Annotated in this window: 16 protein-coding genes; 11 read left to right on the top strand and 5 right to left on the bottom strand. The window is 43.4% G+C overall.

Translation table 11 applies throughout. The annotated features are described in order from the left end of the window. Positions 1 to 50 precede the first annotated feature (50 nt). Positions 51 to 1,394 (bottom strand): MATE family efflux transporter, encoded by a 1,344-nt coding sequence (locus tag R7E42_RS02920; protein WP_025767935.1) that lies wholly within the window; start codon positions 1,392 to 1,394, stop codon positions 51 to 53. Positions 1,395 to 1,515: 121 nt separating this feature from the next. Then, entirely contained in the window at positions 1,516 to 1,830 is a 315-nt protein-coding gene (locus R7E42_RS02915) for a DUF496 family protein (RefSeq protein WP_005373603.1), read from the bottom strand. 220 nt (positions 1,831 to 2,050) lie between these two features. Between R7E42_RS02915 and R7E42_RS02910 the strand changes: the two genes are divergently transcribed. The 8 genes from R7E42_RS02910 (at position 2,051) to R7E42_RS02875 (ending at position 10,304) form a co-directional block, all read left to right on the top strand. Beyond that, complete coding sequence (locus R7E42_RS02910) at positions 2,051 to 2,275, top strand: hypothetical protein (RefSeq protein ID WP_005385630.1); 225 nt, start codon at positions 2,051 to 2,053, stop codon at positions 2,273 to 2,275. A 165-nt stretch (positions 2,276 to 2,440) separates the two neighbouring features. Then, entirely contained in the window at positions 2,441 to 3,091 is a 651-nt protein-coding gene (locus R7E42_RS02905) for a YceH family protein (RefSeq protein ID WP_005373594.1), read from the top strand. Beyond that, positions 3,088 to 3,405: a GIY-YIG nuclease family protein gene (locus R7E42_RS02900; RefSeq protein WP_005373593.1), complete on the top strand. Its 318-nt coding sequence runs from the start codon at positions 3,088 to 3,090 to the stop codon at positions 3,403 to 3,405. The genes R7E42_RS02905 and R7E42_RS02900 overlap by 4 nt, the downstream gene beginning before the upstream one ends. Before the next feature lie 330 nt (positions 3,406 to 3,735). Continuing rightward, complete coding sequence (locus R7E42_RS02895; protein WP_005385634.1) at positions 3,736 to 4,833, top strand: autoinducer 2-binding periplasmic protein LuxP; 1,098 nt, start codon at positions 3,736 to 3,738, stop codon at positions 4,831 to 4,833. Further along, complete coding sequence (luxQ, locus tag R7E42_RS02890; protein WP_318072325.1) at positions 4,833 to 7,409, top strand: quorum-sensing autoinducer 2 sensor kinase/phosphatase LuxQ; 2,577 nt, start codon at positions 4,833 to 4,835, stop codon at positions 7,407 to 7,409. Before R7E42_RS02895 ends, luxQ begins: the two co-directional genes overlap by 1 nt. A 295-nt stretch (positions 7,410 to 7,704) precedes the next feature. Next, entirely contained in the window at positions 7,705 to 8,160 is a 456-nt protein-coding gene (gene slyA, locus R7E42_RS02885; RefSeq protein WP_017635177.1) for a transcriptional regulator SlyA, read from the top strand. A 35-nt stretch (positions 8,161 to 8,195) separates the two neighbouring features. Beyond that, entirely contained in the window at positions 8,196 to 9,254 is a 1,059-nt protein-coding gene (locus R7E42_RS02880) for an HlyD family secretion protein (protein ID WP_017635178.1), read from the top strand. 12 nt (positions 9,255 to 9,266) lie between these two features. Further along, complete coding sequence (locus R7E42_RS02875; protein WP_017635179.1) at positions 9,267 to 10,304, top strand: DUF2955 domain-containing protein; 1,038 nt, start codon at positions 9,267 to 9,269, stop codon at positions 10,302 to 10,304. 2 nt (positions 10,305 to 10,306) lie between these two features. On the opposite strand, the gene R7E42_RS02870 is transcribed toward R7E42_RS02875, so the two are convergent. Together R7E42_RS02870 and R7E42_RS02865 are read right to left on the bottom strand one after the other, a co-directional pair. Beyond that, the gene (locus R7E42_RS02870) at positions 10,307 to 10,969 is read right to left on the bottom strand and encodes a flagellar brake protein (RefSeq protein ID WP_318072324.1); all 663 of its coding nucleotides are present in this window, start codon (positions 10,967 to 10,969) and stop codon (positions 10,307 to 10,309) included. Positions 10,970 to 11,063: 94 nt separating this feature from the next. Beyond that, the gene (locus R7E42_RS02865) at positions 11,064 to 11,990 is read right to left on the bottom strand and encodes a DMT family transporter (protein WP_064354860.1); all 927 of its coding nucleotides are present in this window, start codon (positions 11,988 to 11,990) and stop codon (positions 11,064 to 11,066) included. 148 nt (positions 11,991 to 12,138) lie between these two features. On the opposite strand from R7E42_RS02865, the gene R7E42_RS02860 reads away from it, so the two are divergent. Together R7E42_RS02860 and R7E42_RS02855 are read left to right on the top strand one after the other, a co-directional pair. Then, entirely contained in the window at positions 12,139 to 12,594 is a 456-nt protein-coding gene (locus R7E42_RS02860) for an Lrp/AsnC family transcriptional regulator (RefSeq protein WP_005373581.1), read from the top strand. 5 nt (positions 12,595 to 12,599) lie between these two features. Further along, complete coding sequence (locus R7E42_RS02855; protein ID WP_005373579.1) at positions 12,600 to 13,223, top strand: class I SAM-dependent methyltransferase; 624 nt, start codon at positions 12,600 to 12,602, stop codon at positions 13,221 to 13,223. Positions 13,224 to 13,749: 526 nt separating this feature from the next. Here the strand turns inward: R7E42_RS02855 and R7E42_RS02845 are convergent. Beyond that, positions 13,750 to 14,298, bottom strand: coding sequence for a hypothetical protein (locus tag R7E42_RS02845; protein WP_017635183.1), 549 nt, complete (start codon positions 14,296 to 14,298; stop codon positions 13,750 to 13,752). A 103-nt stretch (positions 14,299 to 14,401) separates the two neighbouring features. Here R7E42_RS02845 and R7E42_RS02840 point away from each other — a divergent pair, with 103 nt between their 5' ends. After that, positions 14,402 to 15,070, top strand: a complete 669-nt coding sequence (locus R7E42_RS02840; RefSeq protein WP_318072323.1) for an SH3 domain-containing protein — start codon at positions 14,402 to 14,404, stop codon at positions 15,068 to 15,070. Positions 15,071 to 15,231 lie beyond the last annotated feature (161 nt).

Below are 15,231 nucleotides of genomic sequence, written 5' to 3'. Positions count from 1 at the left end.
CAAGGCGTCAAAACGATAAAGCCCCACTTCAGGGGCTTAGTTCTGATTATTCATTGTTGTGCGTTGGCTTGCGCGCCTGCGAGTTTGCGTATGGTTTGGCGATAGGTTAGGTATGCGGAAACACCAGCTAACAGGTTGCCGATACAAGCGCCTAAGAGTAAACCTCGGATTCCATCCATTTGAGCGCCAACCCACAAGCACGGTAGGAAAAAGACAAACAAGCGCAGCGCTGAAATGGTGAGCGCGGTGTAAGATTTGCCTAATGCATTACAAAGAGAAACCATTAGCATACAAACCCCTAATGAACCCAAACTGATCGGCACTATCAGTAAATGCATTTCCAAGACTTGCTCCACTTGCACATCACTTGTCATCAATAATGCGAGTGGGTTTGCGACGGCAAATGTAATGGCAGCAATCAAAAGTTGGAAACCTAGAATGAATTTTACGGCAATACTGACGAGCCTTTGGATATCTTCATAGTTCTTTGCTCCAAGTAAGCGTCCAACCATTGGAGGCATAGACATTGTCAGCGCCAAGACCGAAACGATAGCAAAGAACTCATAGCGTGAACCAAGCGCCCAAGCGGCGACTGCTGCGGTTCCAAAGCTTGCCAATAATTTTGTTGCTAGCATGGAAGACAACGGTGGCAGCAGTTGGCTAATCATCGCGGGGCCCATAATGTTACCGATAGATGCAACACTTTTGGCTACGTTGAGATCTTGCCATTGTGTCGTTGCCCAGTGATTCTTCTTCACGCGAGGAGCGACGACTAAAATACCAAACCCAAAAGCGACGATGGTTGCTATTGCCGCTCCGTTAATACCCAAGTCAAACGTGAAAATAAATAGCGGATCGAGTACAAGGTTCACGCCGCTGGTTATCATCATCATTGTGCCAGGTAACATTGTATTGCCATTAGCTCGGCAGATACTGTAATAAAAATACAAAACCGCACCAGTCCATGAGCTTAATAACCACCAAGGCCAGTAACTGTCGATTATCGGCATAACAGATTCTGGAGCGCTTAATAGAGCTAAAATGGGGTAGCGCAAAAGCCAAATTAGCCCGCCAAAAATAGCGACACCAATTGAGCCGATCATCAATACTAATCCGCCAAGTTGTTTGGCATACCGACTTTCATTCGCTCCAAGAGCTTTAGAAATGACCGCTGTCGTTGCGATTCCTAGACCGACTTGAATGCCGATAATGACCATTTGCAAAGGCAGAGTGAAACCTTGAGCGGCTAACGGTAAAACGCCGAGCTGACCGATAAACGCGCTATCCACAAGCTGAAAGCTCATTAAAGACAGAACGCCAAAAAGCATTGGCCAGGTCATCGTAAATAATTGTTTTGCAAGCGTTGGTTGTGTACTTGTCGTAGTTGAAGACATAGAAAGCTGAATGCGTTAGAAATAAGAGTTAGATTGATTGTACACGGCGGTTAGTTTAGAGACAAAAATAAACCCCGAGGAAGATATTCTTGCTCGGGGTTCGAAAATCTAGCTTACGCGTTTATTTTTTGCCGCTAGTTTGCTTGTCTTCTTCAGTCAGCTCACGAATGCGACGGCTGATGTCACGACGTGCTTTAGAGATCTCAGCGCTTTTAATGATGTGGTCATCAACACGATCTTCATAGTCTGCTTTCATATTTTTGATGATTGCGACGATTTCATCGTGAGTCATTTCTGGTTTGATGTAGTCTAGAAGGTTTTCTAGAAGATCAACACGTTTACGGTTATCACGAACTTTCTTCTCGTTATCAAGAAGCTCACGTTTTAGTTTGTTTTTACGACGAGCTTGGTTAACGATTTCAAATACGCTACTCATAGTTCTCTTTCCTAATTTTATGAATATCTTCCTCGATTAAAGCACAACATCCAGTGGCATAACAGTCTTTAGATCAATAGCAATGCAGAGTTGAACATTTCTCAACCAATTGCGTTGTGTCCATATAATCGTGCTGCTTTCTTCGAGTTTTGGCCAACATTGTAGAATCCATCGATTCATTGTCATAACGTGGCCTTCACTATATTATCAACACCATTGAATGCAAAATGATGAACTTGATATGGACTCTGGTAACACTGCGGAGCAAGTAAATAGTCAAGATAATGAGCAAGTCACTCGCTCTGTGGCTGAAAAGTTAAAAACGGCGTATATCAACGCTCGCGAGCAACTCGAAATCATCGAAGTTGAGCTTAATCGTTCAAAAATAATGATGGTCGACCAAGATGGCAATTTGACGAGAGTGCCGATTCTCTCGGAGCATTGATACCTGACCCTATTCGTAAGGGGTGTCAGGTCTTACGCTATGCTTTAGCCTGACACCAACACCTGAACCGCTAACGCTTCTTGCACTGCTGTGTGAATTTATGGCGTATGATTTCGAAGCGATTTAGGTACAAAGTCAAATGCAAAAATAATAAGGAAATGCATTATGAAAGTTGAGCTAACGGCAATTGAAGCACGAGTTATTGGTTGCTTGATCGAAAAAGAAGTCACTACCCCAGATCTTTACCCCCTCAGCCTAAACGCATTAACCAACGCGTGTAATCAAAAAAGCAACCGTGATCCCGTGATGTCACTCTCTGAGTCAGACGTACTCGATGCCGTTGATGCTCTTATTGAGCGCAGGCTCGTCAGTGACGAAAGTGCGTTCAACAGCCGCGTCAGCAAGTATCAACACCGTTTCTGTAATACGGAATTTGGTGATTTAAAGCTGACAGAGCAGGAGAAGGGCATTGTATGCTGTATGCTTTTGCGCGGTGCTCAAACACCTGGGGAAATTCGTACTCGTACTAATCGTCTCGCGACATTTCATGATGTAAAAGAAGTGGAAACGGTCCTTGAGCATTTAGCAAGCGAAGAGAAAGGACCATTAGTGGTCAAATTACCACGTGAGGCTGGTAAGCGGGAGTCGCGTTATATGCATTTGTTCTGTGGTGATGTTGATGCGTCCGAACTTGCAGCGCCTGTGTCTGCTGCAAGCTCGAGCTCCGATCGAGTAAGTCAGCTAGAGCTCGAAGTCGCTCAGCTGAAAGAAGAGCTGGATGAATTAAAAGCTAAGGTTGAGTCACTGCTTTCATGATGGAAAATACAACGCAGCGTTGGAGTGTCTACCTGATACGAAATAACCGCAACGCGTTGTATTGTGGTGTTACCAATGATGTTGAACGAAGATTCAATCAGCACCAAACCGGAAAAGGAGCGAAAGCTTTGAAGGGAAAAGGCCCTTTGGTATTGGAATGGTCATCGGATTTTGACTCAAAGACGCTTGCCATGCGAGCAGAGTACTATATTAAGCAACTAACTAAAGCGAAAAAAGAGCTGCTCGTTATGTCAAAAGCAAATATTGTCGTCGACGAACATCAACAAATGATGTTAGAGATAGTGGCACTCTGATAAGCCCTTGCTACGCAAAGATACACGGAAACCGCCTATGTCACATTGGCGGTTTCTTTTTGTTTTTGGAGTACCATGTAGGAATAAACTGACGCATAATGGGCTGGTGTTCTTTTTAAAGGTCCTGAGTATGAAAAGCGCGAAATGTCTCTACGTCATCGAGACAAAGGAAGCGACTCAATGTACTTTATTTGCATCCACTCAGACCAAGAACCAATTTACTATTGAAACAGGCACTAAGAGGAAGGTAGATTACAAGAGTATAGGATGACTCGGCTAGGTAATGAATAGAGCTGAATTAGGCTCATAAAAAAGCTAAAAGAGCAGTAGATGAAAAAAGCGTTAGTATTCTCCCTGATTTCAATGGCCGCTTTTGCGCCGAATGTGCAGGCCACCCAAGTTCTTAATGGGTATTGGGCATATCAAGAGTTTTTAGACCAGTTTCCACAACAGAAGCAGCTAACTAGTGCGTTGGCTGAAGTGGTAAGAGAAACCCCTGTACCCGTAGCAAAAGACAAAAAGCGTCCACTGAAAATTTCTGTTGTTTATCCAGGGCAGCAGATCTCTGATTATTGGATTCGAAACATCGATGCGTTTGAAAAACGCCTAGATAAGCTTGATATCGACTATCAACTAAATCAAGTGTTTACTCGTCCTAATGCAGATATAAAGCAGCAAAGTTTGTCTTTAATGGAGGCGCTGAAAAGCAACTCCGATTACTTGATCTTTACTCTAGATACCACAAGACATCGTAAGTTTGTTGAGCATGTCTTAGATTCAAAGAAAACCAAGTTAATTTTACAAAATATCACCACACCTGTTAGGGATTGGGAACATCATCAGCCGTTTCTTTATGTTGGTTTCGACCACGCAGAAGGAAGTCGTGAATTGGCCGTTGAGTTTGGCAAGCGTTTCCCTAAACATAGCCACTATAGTGTTCTCTACTTCTCAGAGGGCTACATTAGTGACATCAGAGGCAACACTTTTATCAACCAAGTGAACCGCGATAATCAATTTGAACTACAATCTGCTTACTACACCAAAGCAACAAAGCAATCTGGGTATGAAGCTGCAAAAGCCAGTTTGGAGAAGTATCCGGACGTTGACTTCATTTACGCGTGTTCTACCGATGTAGCATTAGGTGCTGTTGACGCTCTTAAAGAGTTAGGTCGTGATGATGTCATGATCAATGGTTGGGGCGGCGGTTCAGCAGAGTTAGAGGCGCTTTCTAAAGGGGAGTTAGACGTTACCGTTATGCGTATGAACGATGATACAGGTATTGCAATGGCTGAGGCCATTAAGTGGGATTTAGAAGGAAAGCCAGTTCCCACTGTTTACTCTGGTGATTTTGAAGTCGTTACCAAATCGGACTCTCCAGAAAGAATTGAAGCATTAAGAAAACGTGCATTTAGATACTCAGATAATTGATGACAACTACATCAAAAACAAGAAAGCGTCGCTCACTGTCGACGCTTATTACCAAAATAATTATTCTCGTACTTGCTCCGATCATTCTAGGCATCTTTGTTCAGAGTTATTACTTCTCGAAGCAGATTATTTGGCAGGAAGTCGACCGAACCAAGCAGCAGACCTCTGCCCTGATCCTGAACATTTTTGATAGCCATTTTGCAGCGATTCAGATTCATCACAACAGCAATTCGAAAAGTGATGTTGTATTGGATTTTTATACAGAACGTGATGAAGAGGCACTCAATTACTTTTTCATGAGTATTGACCAGAGTGATCCTTCCCATACACCAGAGTTTCGTTTCCTAACCGATCATCAAGGTATTATTTGGGACGATGGCAACGCGCATTTCTATGGCATCAACAATCTGATACTTAGCCGACTTGCCAGTCAGGTGACCTTTAGCAACAACTGGTATTATCTACCCTCACAGACCCCGATGGGAACTCGCCATCTGTTACTTCGTCGCGTACCCGTTTTACAACCTAAAACCGGTGAAGTGATGGGGTACTCTTACAATGTTGTTGTTTTAGATAATAACTTTGGGTTGATGGAAAGGCTAAAAAATGAAGGCAACGTCGACAATGTTGTGTTGGTCGCTAACAACACACCATTGGCAAGTTCATTAGTAGGAGATGAGGCTTATCAAATATTTGACGTACTCAAACGACGAGAGTCCCAGCACAAGCTTGACCAATTATTGATCATCAAAACCCCTATTGAGGTAAATGCCGCCGAGACTGACTTGTGCTTGCTTACTGTGCAAGACAATCAGAGCGTGGTGACATTGCAAATCCAACACCTGCTAGCAATGCTAGCCTCAGTTATCGGTATGGTCATGATTGCGCTAATGACTAAAGAATGGATCGAGAATCGTGTAGTTGAAGAGTTAGGATCCCTGATGGCATATACTCGCTCGGCTCGTGAAGAAAAAGGATTTGAGCGTTTTGAGGGGTCAGATATTGAGGAATTCGATCATATTGGTTCGACACTAGAAAACACTTTTGAAGAGCTTGAAGCACAAAAGCGGTCTTTCCGCGACCTGTTTAACTTTGCGTTATCACCTATTATGGTGTGGTCTGAATCGGGTGTACTTGTCCAAATCAATCCGGCAGCACGCAAAGAGTTAGTCATGGAAAACGATGTTGAAACCATGCACCCAGTGTTCAAAGGTTTCAAAGAAAAGTTGATGCCACACCTTCGCATGGCGGCTCAGGGAGCTACGTTGACAGGCGTTAATGTGCCAATTGGAGACAAAGTATATCGCTGGAACTTATCGCCGATTCGAGTTGATGGAGATATTAGCGGTATTATTGTTCAAGGTCAGGATATAACCACGCTTATTGAGGCGGAAAAACAGAGTAACTTGGCGCGCAAAGAAGCAGAGAAATCTGCTCAAGCCCGTGCCGACTTTCTGGCTAAAATGAGCCATGAGATCCGAACGCCAATCAATGGAATTTTAGGGGTTGCTCAATTGCTAAAAGACTCTGTGGAAACAGAAGAGCAGAATAACCAAATTGACGTACTTCGGCATAGTGGTGAGCACTTACTTGCTGTTTTGAATGATATTTTGGACTTTTCGAAGATTGAGCAGGGTAAGTTTAATATCCAAAAGCACCCGTTTTCTTTCACTGATACAATTCGAACGTTAGAAAACATTTATCGTCCTATTTGTGAAAGTAAAGGCGTCAACCTTGTCATTGAAAACAAAATAGATCCCAATGTTGAAATCTTTACTGACCAAGTTCGTCTGAACCAAATTTTATTCAACCTAGTCAGTAATTCTGTGAAGTTTACGCCCTCGGGTAGCGTGCGCTTGCATGCGGAACTGGAGCAGTTCTATGGTGCTGACAATAGCGTGCTGGTCGTGGAAATTACGGATACAGGTATCGGCATCGAGTCTGGCAAACTCGACCAAATGTTCGAACCTTTTGTTCAAGAAGAAGCAACAACGACTCGAGAATACGGTGGTAGTGGCTTAGGGCTGACCATTGTGAAGAGCCTTGTCGACATGCTGGAAGGTGATGTTCAAGTCCGCAGTCAGAAAGGTTTAGGAACGACTTTTGTCATTACAATGCCAGTGAAAGATCGTGAGCGAGTACTCACCCCTCTTGATTCGAGTTTGCGAGTTAAGCCAGGTGAACTATTTGCAGAGAGTCTCAAAGTGTTGTTGGTAGAGGATAACCATACTAACGCATTCATTCTAAAAGCGTTTTGTAACAAGTACAAAATGCAGGTTGATTGGGCGAAAGATGGGTTAGAAGCAATGGAATTCTTAAAAGATCATACTTACGATTTGATACTGATGGACAACCAACTTCCGCATCTTGGTGGAATTGAAACGACCAAAGAGATCCGACAAAAGCTAAAACTAGGCACGCCAATTTATGCGTGTACTGCTGACACCGCGAAAGAAACCAGTGACGCCTTTATGGAATCGGGTGCAAATTACGTGCTTCTCAAGCCGATTAAAGAAAATGCGCTCCATGAAGCATTTGTGGATTTTAAACAGCGGTTCTTAGTCGAGCGAACATGAATAATTGGCTCACTACGAGATAACCCAATTATTCATTATCTGAAAAGCACAACACCATGACTGTGGGTTGTGCTTTTTTGTATCTGACCCTTTTACTCTTATACAAATCAGACTTTATTGGTCTCGACGTTTGTTGTGTACATCGCTGCATTTCAAGTTCAAACATAGTGTTGTGTTACTTAGATTTCTGCCCCTTCACTGACACACCCAACGTGATTTCAATCACAAAAAGATATTTACTTAGCGTGCTAACTATTTTATATTACTTAGCACGCTAAGTAATTGAGTAGATCTTATGATTCAAGACATCAACAGTTTGCGAGACCTTTCTCTGGCTGAAAAATTATCTCGTGTTGCTCGTTTGTGGAAAATGGTTGCAGATCGCGAGTTAGAGCCTTTAAACCTAACGTATCCGCGTTGGACTGCGTTATGGAAGCTTTATCGAATGGGTGACAACATCAGTCAGAAGCATTTGGCTGAAGCGCTTGAGATCGAGTTAGCGTCGTTGATGCGAACATTAAAATTATTAGAAGAGCAATCTCTGATCGTTCGCCATTGCTGTGAACACGATAAGCGAGCACGTATTGTTAGCCTCACAGAAGAGGGGAAAACCCTACTAAAGCAAATGGAGGCTCGAATTCTTCAAGTTCGAAGCAAGCTCCTAACGGACATCAACGACCAGGAACTTCAGCAGCTTTCATTGATTCTTGATCAGATTGCTCACAATGCGCTTGATTCACTTAGCGAATAAGTCAGAAAACCGAATAAAAAGAGAAGTAAACGCCTATGACTCCAGATCAAAAATTCGCACGTTGGATCAAATATTCTTGCGTCGCGTTTGTCCTTGTCTTTGCCTATTTTCTAGTTGCAGATCTCGCCATGCCGTTGACGCCTCAGGCAATGGCAACGCGTGTGGTAACTAAAGTGGCCCCCCGTGTGAGTGGGCAGATTACGCATCTTTATGTTGCCAACAACCAAGAAATAAGCCAAGGCGATCTACTATTTCAGATTGATCCCCAGCCTTATCAGCTCGCCGTAGAAAAGGCTCAACTTAACCTTGAGCGTGTGATTCAAAACAACGAACAACTTGATGCTTCTATTGCTGCGGCAAAAGCAGACGTTGAAGCGAGCAAAATCGTGGCGGAACAAAAAGTTCGCGAAGCAAAACGTCTTAATACCCTGTTTCACCGTAATGGTACTTCGCAACAGCAGCGCGATGACGCACAGAGCAGTGCAACGGCAGCTAAAGCGAACTTACTGGCCGCACGTGCTCGTTTAAAAGAGTTGGAAGTAAACCGCGGTGATTTAGGCGCGACGAATGTGAATATCCGCGTAGCGCAAAACCAGCTAAAACAAGCGGAACTTAATCTGTCTTACACTCAAGTCTCGGCGGAACATGATGGCGTTGTCGCTAACTTGCAGCTGGAGACGGGGGCCTATGCGGCAGCTGGTACACCTCTTGTCGCTTTAGTCTCCGATGACGTGGATATCATTGCCGACTTTCGTGAAAAGAGTTTACGACACTTTAATCAGAACAGCCGTGCGTTAGTGGCTTTTGATAGCTTGCCTGGTGATGTATTTGAAGCTCGTATTACGAGTGTGGATGCCGGGGTCAGCTCGGGTCAATTCGATGCGGATGGTCGCTTAGCAACACCAACTGACTCAAACCGTTGGGTGAGAGACGCGCAGCGCTTACGTTTACATTTAGCTATCGATGAACCTCAGCAGCGCGCATTTCCAGCAGGGGCACGAGCAACCGTGCAGTTGTTGCCAGAAAACTCATTATCTGGTTGGTTAGCGAGGTGCCAGATCCAATTCTTGAGTCTTCTTCATTATATTTATTAACGAGGAGGCGATATGAAGTTATGGGACCACCCCATGTCGGAAAACGACTTCCGTCAGTGTTTGCGCATTGCAACTGGTGCGACCATTGGTTTCACTTTATGTAAAGTATTTGGTTGGAACTATGGCGTATTCTTTACTGTAACCCCGATGCTGTTACTTGGAATGGTGCCAGTCATGAGTCTACATGCCGCACGACAACTGATTTTTTCAGCGGTTGTGTGTGGATTAGAAGTTGGTGTGCTTGGTGGGTTATTTGGTGGGCACCCAGGCATGATGACAATCATTGCATTCGGGTTGTTCCTGTATAAATTCGCCTGTATGTCAAAAGGGAGCTTATTCTTATTTGGAGCGAACAGCGTACTGAGCTTAAGCATCATGCTGCACTTTGCGAGTTATCCAACCACTGACTTAAATGACCTAATATTTAGCAACCTGCAAGCGAATGTTATTTCAGTGATCGTTGCTTATGTGGTGACATTTTTGATTCCCGATGCGGAACCTCGTCAGCCACCAGCGAAACCGTCGCAGCCTAAACAGAGTCATCGAATGCGTCATGAAGCCCTTATGGGGGCGAGTATCGCTACAATGTCTTTCCTTGTATTCCAGCTATTTGACCTCAGTGACTCTATGTCTGCTCAGGCGACAACCTTGCTTTTATTGTTTCCTATGCATTGGAACGGTGCTTTAGGGTATGCGCGAAAAAGAGCAATGGGAACCTTGATGGGGGTGACCTTTGGTATCGTCGGACAACTTGTATTATACGATTGGTCGGATACTTTATTGTTTATCGTCCCATTGCTTTGGATTGGGGCTATGATGTTCAGCTATATGCACGTGAAAGAATCTAGCGGTTCGGGAGCCGGATTTGGCGGCTTAACCACATTAGGCATTTTGTTCGGCCAATATCTTACTCCGGATGGTGACTTAATGTTCAGTGCGCTGTATCGCGTGAGCAGTATTTTGTTTGCTATTGTTGCGACGCTGCTTGTGACCTATACGGTTCACAGAATACTCAACAGCTTTGAGGCGACGCGCTTTAGCGAGCAGTAATTTCAGACGTTACTGGTTAGAAAGGATTGCTCCAGTAACTCTGTTTTTAGTTCGTGAGTCATCTCAATGGAACTAGCAAACTTAATTCCAACTACCCATCCCCTCGCCAATTTCTTAATGTTGGCAATGACACATCGATTTTCTTCTCCGATATAGTGGCTTAACGGGCATTCGATGGTAACACTCTCACCCACGTTGAACTCGGGCTCAATCAAGGTTGATATACCAACACCTGCTAGAGAGAAATCGATAAGGCTACCGTCGTAGACATTCCCTGCATGAATAACGTTACAGTCCATTTGCAACTTGTAACGCTCATGTTCTCGAACTGGTTTGGTTGCAAATGTTCCTGGAATGCGGATAAACAAAAGGGGGGATGGTCGAACGGTCGTCGTCAGTACGCTGGACTTAAACGCAATGACATGGCCTAACTCCGTATCTGATACACCACGCACGATGACATCGGCGTTGGGGAGTTTTCTCATCACTTGCTCTTCAAGCAAACGCATTGGTATATCAAGAATCAAATAAGCATTTTCTTTCATCCCCAGATAGGTGGTGGAATACGTATATTGATCCTTAGGCCCAAATTCGAAATTAGTAGAAAGTTTCATTCCCGGTTTGAGAAACCTATGCAGTTCATCTTTAGTATGAGTGGCTGGCATCACATTGGCGTTTTAATTATTAGTTGAGCTGAGGCTATCAAAACGCCATTTTGTTATTCAAGATAGTAAGGCATAAGTTTTTGTAAAATCATCGCTATCTGTGAAGTGGTGGGCGATAAGTTTGGCTCATTCCACCTTTCATAAAGATTTGGCTTGCCACAATACTGCCGCATGTGACCAACATCAGCGCTAACCAAGTGAGAGAATCTGGTTGTTCACCAAAAATTGGAACGGCAAGAAGTGTCGCGACGACTGGAGTTAATGAACCAAAAGCTGCGCTGGCTTCGGCACCGATGATCCTAATTGCATAAATGAAAGTGAAAGAAGCGATTAAACCTGCGCCAACACCTTGTAGCATCGCGTGGCCAAATAACTCCTTCCATGGCCACTGGCTGAACGGTGTTACCACCAAATAACTGTCTACCCACCCGAAACCAACGGCGATGATGAGTAGAGCCAAAGACGCGATTGCAACGAATCCTGCACAGACGTGTGCATTAAGATTAGCGACACGAGCGCTGATGGTGAAAGCAGCCCACATGATGCTGCCAGTTAGAAACAGGATATGCCCTTGCAACTGAGACCAGTTGTACTCTGCGCCGCTATTAGAAAGAAGGAATACGAAAATCCCTAACAACACCGTAGAAAGCCCGATTAAGCGGTGAGCACTCAGCGACTGTTGATAACAAAGTACCGCGATAGCAGAAACAAACAATGGCAAAGTGCCAGGTACTAATGCACTGCCGTGCGCCACGGGAGCGAAATGCATAGCCGTTCCGACGACCAGAAGATAGGGAAGGCCGCTTCCAACCACAACACCAACCAGGTAGCGTTTAGGCACTACGCGTAGCGACTGTTTATGCTTAATCACAAATGGTAATAAAATTATACTTGGGATTAGAAAGCGAACTAACGCGATATCGGCTGGCTGCAAGGCAGAAATTGCGCCCCCTTTTAAAGAAATAAAGAAACCAGACCAAAGCAGTAAGGTCGTTAATATAGCTGCGTATCCCAAGATCATTATCGACATATCCATTTGTAAATGATGTGTTAATTGTTGAATAAAACTCTTGCCAAAGGGAGGCAAAGTTTGACGTAATTAGGCTTGATGTTGGTGACAAATTGCGTATAAATGTTAATTATTAGTGATTAAAGGCACAGAAGAATAAATGGATAAAATTGACAGGCAACTTATCAACCTAATGCAGAAGGATGCCACTCTGACAACTGCAGAACTTGCTGACCAAGTAGGGCTATCGGCATCACCTTGTGCAAGACGCATTAAGCGTTTGGAGCAGGAAGGTGTAATAAGTGGTTATCGAGCTATTGTGTCCAGAGACACTGTAGGCATCGCGATGACTGTATTTGTTGAAGTGAGTTTAAATAACCACCAAGCTTCTTCGATTGATGAGTTTGAACATGCCGTTGTTGAGATGGATGAAGTGATCTCATGCCATGTCGTATCAGGGGCCTATGATTACCTGTTAGAGGTGGTCAGTAAAGATCTCGCTGGTTATGAAACATTTACTAGAAAGTTACAGCGATTAGAAAATGTGAAAGATATTCATACCCACTTGGCGATTAGACAAGTGAAAGGAAATGGCAGTTTGCCGATTTATGCATAAGAAAGATGAAATTTTTCGATAGACTTAAGATTGCCCACTATCATCGAAAGCGATATAGACAGTTTGGTAAAGACAGAGCCCGAACTCTGGGATGGGCAGATAAGTATAGTCAGATCAGCCGTTTTGAGGCGTTGTGCCGAGGGTTAACGTTAGACGGTTCAAGTATTTTAGATATTGGGTGCGGCTACGGAGACTTGTTAGCGTTTATCGAACTTACAGGGGGGCTTCCTCAAAGCTATATTGGCATTGATCAGCAAAAACAGTTTATCTCTGAAGCCAGAAAACGAGATTTTCGCACGCAAAGTAAGTTTATATGTGGCGACTTTTCAACGTTGGTATTGCCTCGTTGCGATTTTGTTTTTGCTTCCGGATCATTGAACTATCAATCCACCAACCCAAATCATACCATTGAAATGATTGATAAAATGTACCGAGCGACAGAGAAAGGTTGTGTGTTTAACTTGTTGGATGAATCCAAACTACCCAGCATGAAAATGTTAGCGTCGCACAATAAAGAAGGTGTCTTTCGCTATTGTCGGTTGCTGTGTCCGAATACACGATTGATTGAGGGATACTCCGAGCACGACTTTACGATTGCCATGATCAAAAAAGCGGAGTCCGTTTCCTGACTCCGCTTAATAAATTCTTAAGCCTTATTGGTTTTTGTATTGTGAGATTTCACAGTTACCTGTGTATCTATCAACCTTGAATGAGAACGCGGCTGAATGGTATTCCCTCCCATCACTCCATATTGTTTCTCCGAAGATTTTACAAAGATCCAAATCACTGATTGAACCGAACTCTTTTACGTGCCTAACTACTGACAAAAACTTGGCTTTGGTAGCATTAGGACATTCCCTGTTACTTAATCGATTGATAACCATGTTTGTAGCATCATCTCCAGCCAAATGTGACTTTTTATTAAATTTTATTAATGGCTAAACTAACCAAAAAATGTCCATAAGTAAAGCATTAATGTGACGTATGTCTCTATAAATTGATTGTCTTGGTCATGGTTTAGTCAAGTTTGTCAAAGGGAACAATCCCATTATTTACATTTGATATCGTTCACGACTAAGGAAAGATAAAAAGCACGAATAACGTCCAATATTGGAGTGAAAAACCAACATCGTCTATTCAAAACTGGCTCTGTTTTTACTTCGAAACATCTTGAGCGTATTGAAGCGCTCGGGCTTCTTTATCATAGACTTGTGACAGAGTTTGATATTGTGAAGAGAGGCGCTTGTAATCTTCAGCAAGTTCCAAAGCGTTGGTGTTATACCATTCCGCAGTTATTTGATTGGCTGTTTTGTTTGACTCGCGGCACTTCTGGGCCAGTATCTCCCACCCATTTGCTGACCATTGGGATTGTGTGCTCAATTTAAGCAGCTGATTCGCTTTAGTTGTGAGCTCTTCTTTGTATTGAATCGATGCTTTTAATTGCGCTTTGAACACATTTTGGTTCGACTTGGCACGCCAAAGTAGCACGAGCTCATGCAGTGAAAAGGTTTCGGACAATAACTGACGCTGTTTATGTTCGGTCAAAAGTGTATTGAATACCTCAACATGCTGATTGTAATTGGACTCTAAACGATTGAATTGGGTAAGATTGTCATTCCACGACGATGGGTTACATTGAATATTGGCGTGCCCCGTTATCGGGAACAGAAGAAATAGTAGTATCCAATTGAGTCTGTTGATCATTATTGCTCGCGTTAGTTGACTTGCTCTTTTGAGTATATACCCAAATTTCTACGACATGCGTGCTGCTGGTGGGATAAGAATAAAGAATGAAAAGGAAAAGGGCATGAAGAAAATTCTCGTCGCATTGATTGTCATGCTGTTGCTCGGCGGAGCGGGGGCTGGATACTATTTCTTCTTTATGCAGAAAGATGAACCTGAAGCACCAAAGACTACACAAGTCGAGCAATCGTCACTGCAAAAAGAAACATCCAAACCGATTCTGGATTTAGAAGCCGTTCCCCCGGAAGTTACCGAGTACTACGTTATTGAGCGTCGTGTCAATGTTTACAACAAGCCTAACCCTAATGCTTTAGTTGTCGATACGCTCTATAAGGGAGAAAAAGTATCGGTGTTAGAAAAAGTAGATGGGTGGTACCGAATCTCCGGCTATCTTGTCTATGAAGAGGGTGGAGAAGAAAAAGCCGAATGGTTGAATGCTGAAGGGTTATCTGATGCAGAGCCAGTTATTAAAGAGCAAGAGCGCTTAGAGATATTGGATGAATACCTACAGAAGTCGGATGATTTAAAAGTTCACTTGGATATTTTCCGTAAGAAAACACAGCAATTGTTAGACGATGAAACCTGTGATCCGAGTGATTTTGAGGAGCTCGGAGGCTGGGTTCGTTCTGTGACGTTCAAAAAGCGCAACGTTTATTTCATCTATTGCGGCGGTTTGGAGCAAGAGAACAAGATCTACTTAGATGTTGATAAGGGTGAGCTTTTTTATCGGTAACTTACAACCGATTACATTGGTTCTCTAAAGACATTTTGATAAAAGCAATGACGATACAAACCTGAAATCAGAGATTTATAACTTTTTAGTTGTGAACCATAATCAATAGGAATACTATCATTGAGCCAAGTGACCTAACTTGGCTCTTTGTGTTTTTAGTG

Origin of the sequence: Vibrio sp. Vb1337 (assembly GCF_033338715.1) — a bacterium.
In the GTDB taxonomy this organism is placed as follows: Bacteria; Pseudomonadota; Gammaproteobacteria; order Enterobacterales; family Vibrionaceae; genus Vibrio; species Vibrio alginolyticus.
The sequence above is the reverse complement of the archived record's forward strand: the minus strand, read 5'-3'. Positions and strand labels throughout refer to the sequence as shown.

Coding starts and splice junctions, on each gene's coding strand:
- R7E42_RS02920 (WP_025767935.1), bottom strand. CDS start 1,394: ATGTCTTCAACTACGACAAGTACACAACCAACGCTTGCAAAACAATTA.
- R7E42_RS02915 (WP_005373603.1), bottom strand. CDS start 1,830: ATGAGTAGCGTATTTGAAATCGTTAACCAAGCTCGTCGTAAAAACAAA.
- R7E42_RS02910 (WP_005385630.1), top strand. CDS start 2,051: ATGCAAAATGATGAACTTGATATGGACTCTGGTAACACTGCGGAGCAA.
- R7E42_RS02905 (WP_005373594.1), top strand. CDS start 2,441: ATGAAAGTTGAGCTAACGGCAATTGAAGCACGAGTTATTGGTTGCTTG.
- R7E42_RS02900 (WP_005373593.1), top strand. CDS start 3,088: ATGATGGAAAATACAACGCAGCGTTGGAGTGTCTACCTGATACGAAAT.
- R7E42_RS02895 (WP_005385634.1), top strand. CDS start 3,736: ATGAAAAAAGCGTTAGTATTCTCCCTGATTTCAATGGCCGCTTTTGCG.
- luxQ (WP_318072325.1), top strand. CDS start 4,833: ATGACAACTACATCAAAAACAAGAAAGCGTCGCTCACTGTCGACGCTT.
- slyA (WP_017635177.1), top strand. CDS start 7,705: ATGATTCAAGACATCAACAGTTTGCGAGACCTTTCTCTGGCTGAAAAA.
- R7E42_RS02880 (WP_017635178.1), top strand. CDS start 8,196: ATGACTCCAGATCAAAAATTCGCACGTTGGATCAAATATTCTTGCGTC.
- R7E42_RS02875 (WP_017635179.1), top strand. CDS start 9,267: ATGAAGTTATGGGACCACCCCATGTCGGAAAACGACTTCCGTCAGTGT.
- R7E42_RS02870 (WP_318072324.1), bottom strand. CDS start 10,969: ATGCCAGCCACTCATACTAAAGATGAACTGCATAGGTTTCTCAAACCG.
- R7E42_RS02865 (WP_064354860.1), bottom strand. CDS start 11,990: ATGATCTTGGGATACGCAGCTATATTAACGACCTTACTGCTTTGGTCT.
- R7E42_RS02860 (WP_005373581.1), top strand. CDS start 12,139: ATGGATAAAATTGACAGGCAACTTATCAACCTAATGCAGAAGGATGCC.
- R7E42_RS02855 (WP_005373579.1), top strand. CDS start 12,600: ATGAAATTTTTCGATAGACTTAAGATTGCCCACTATCATCGAAAGCGA.
- R7E42_RS02845 (WP_017635183.1), bottom strand. CDS start 14,298: ATGATCAACAGACTCAATTGGATACTACTATTTCTTCTGTTCCCGATA.
- R7E42_RS02840 (WP_318072323.1), top strand. CDS start 14,402: ATGAAGAAAATTCTCGTCGCATTGATTGTCATGCTGTTGCTCGGCGGA.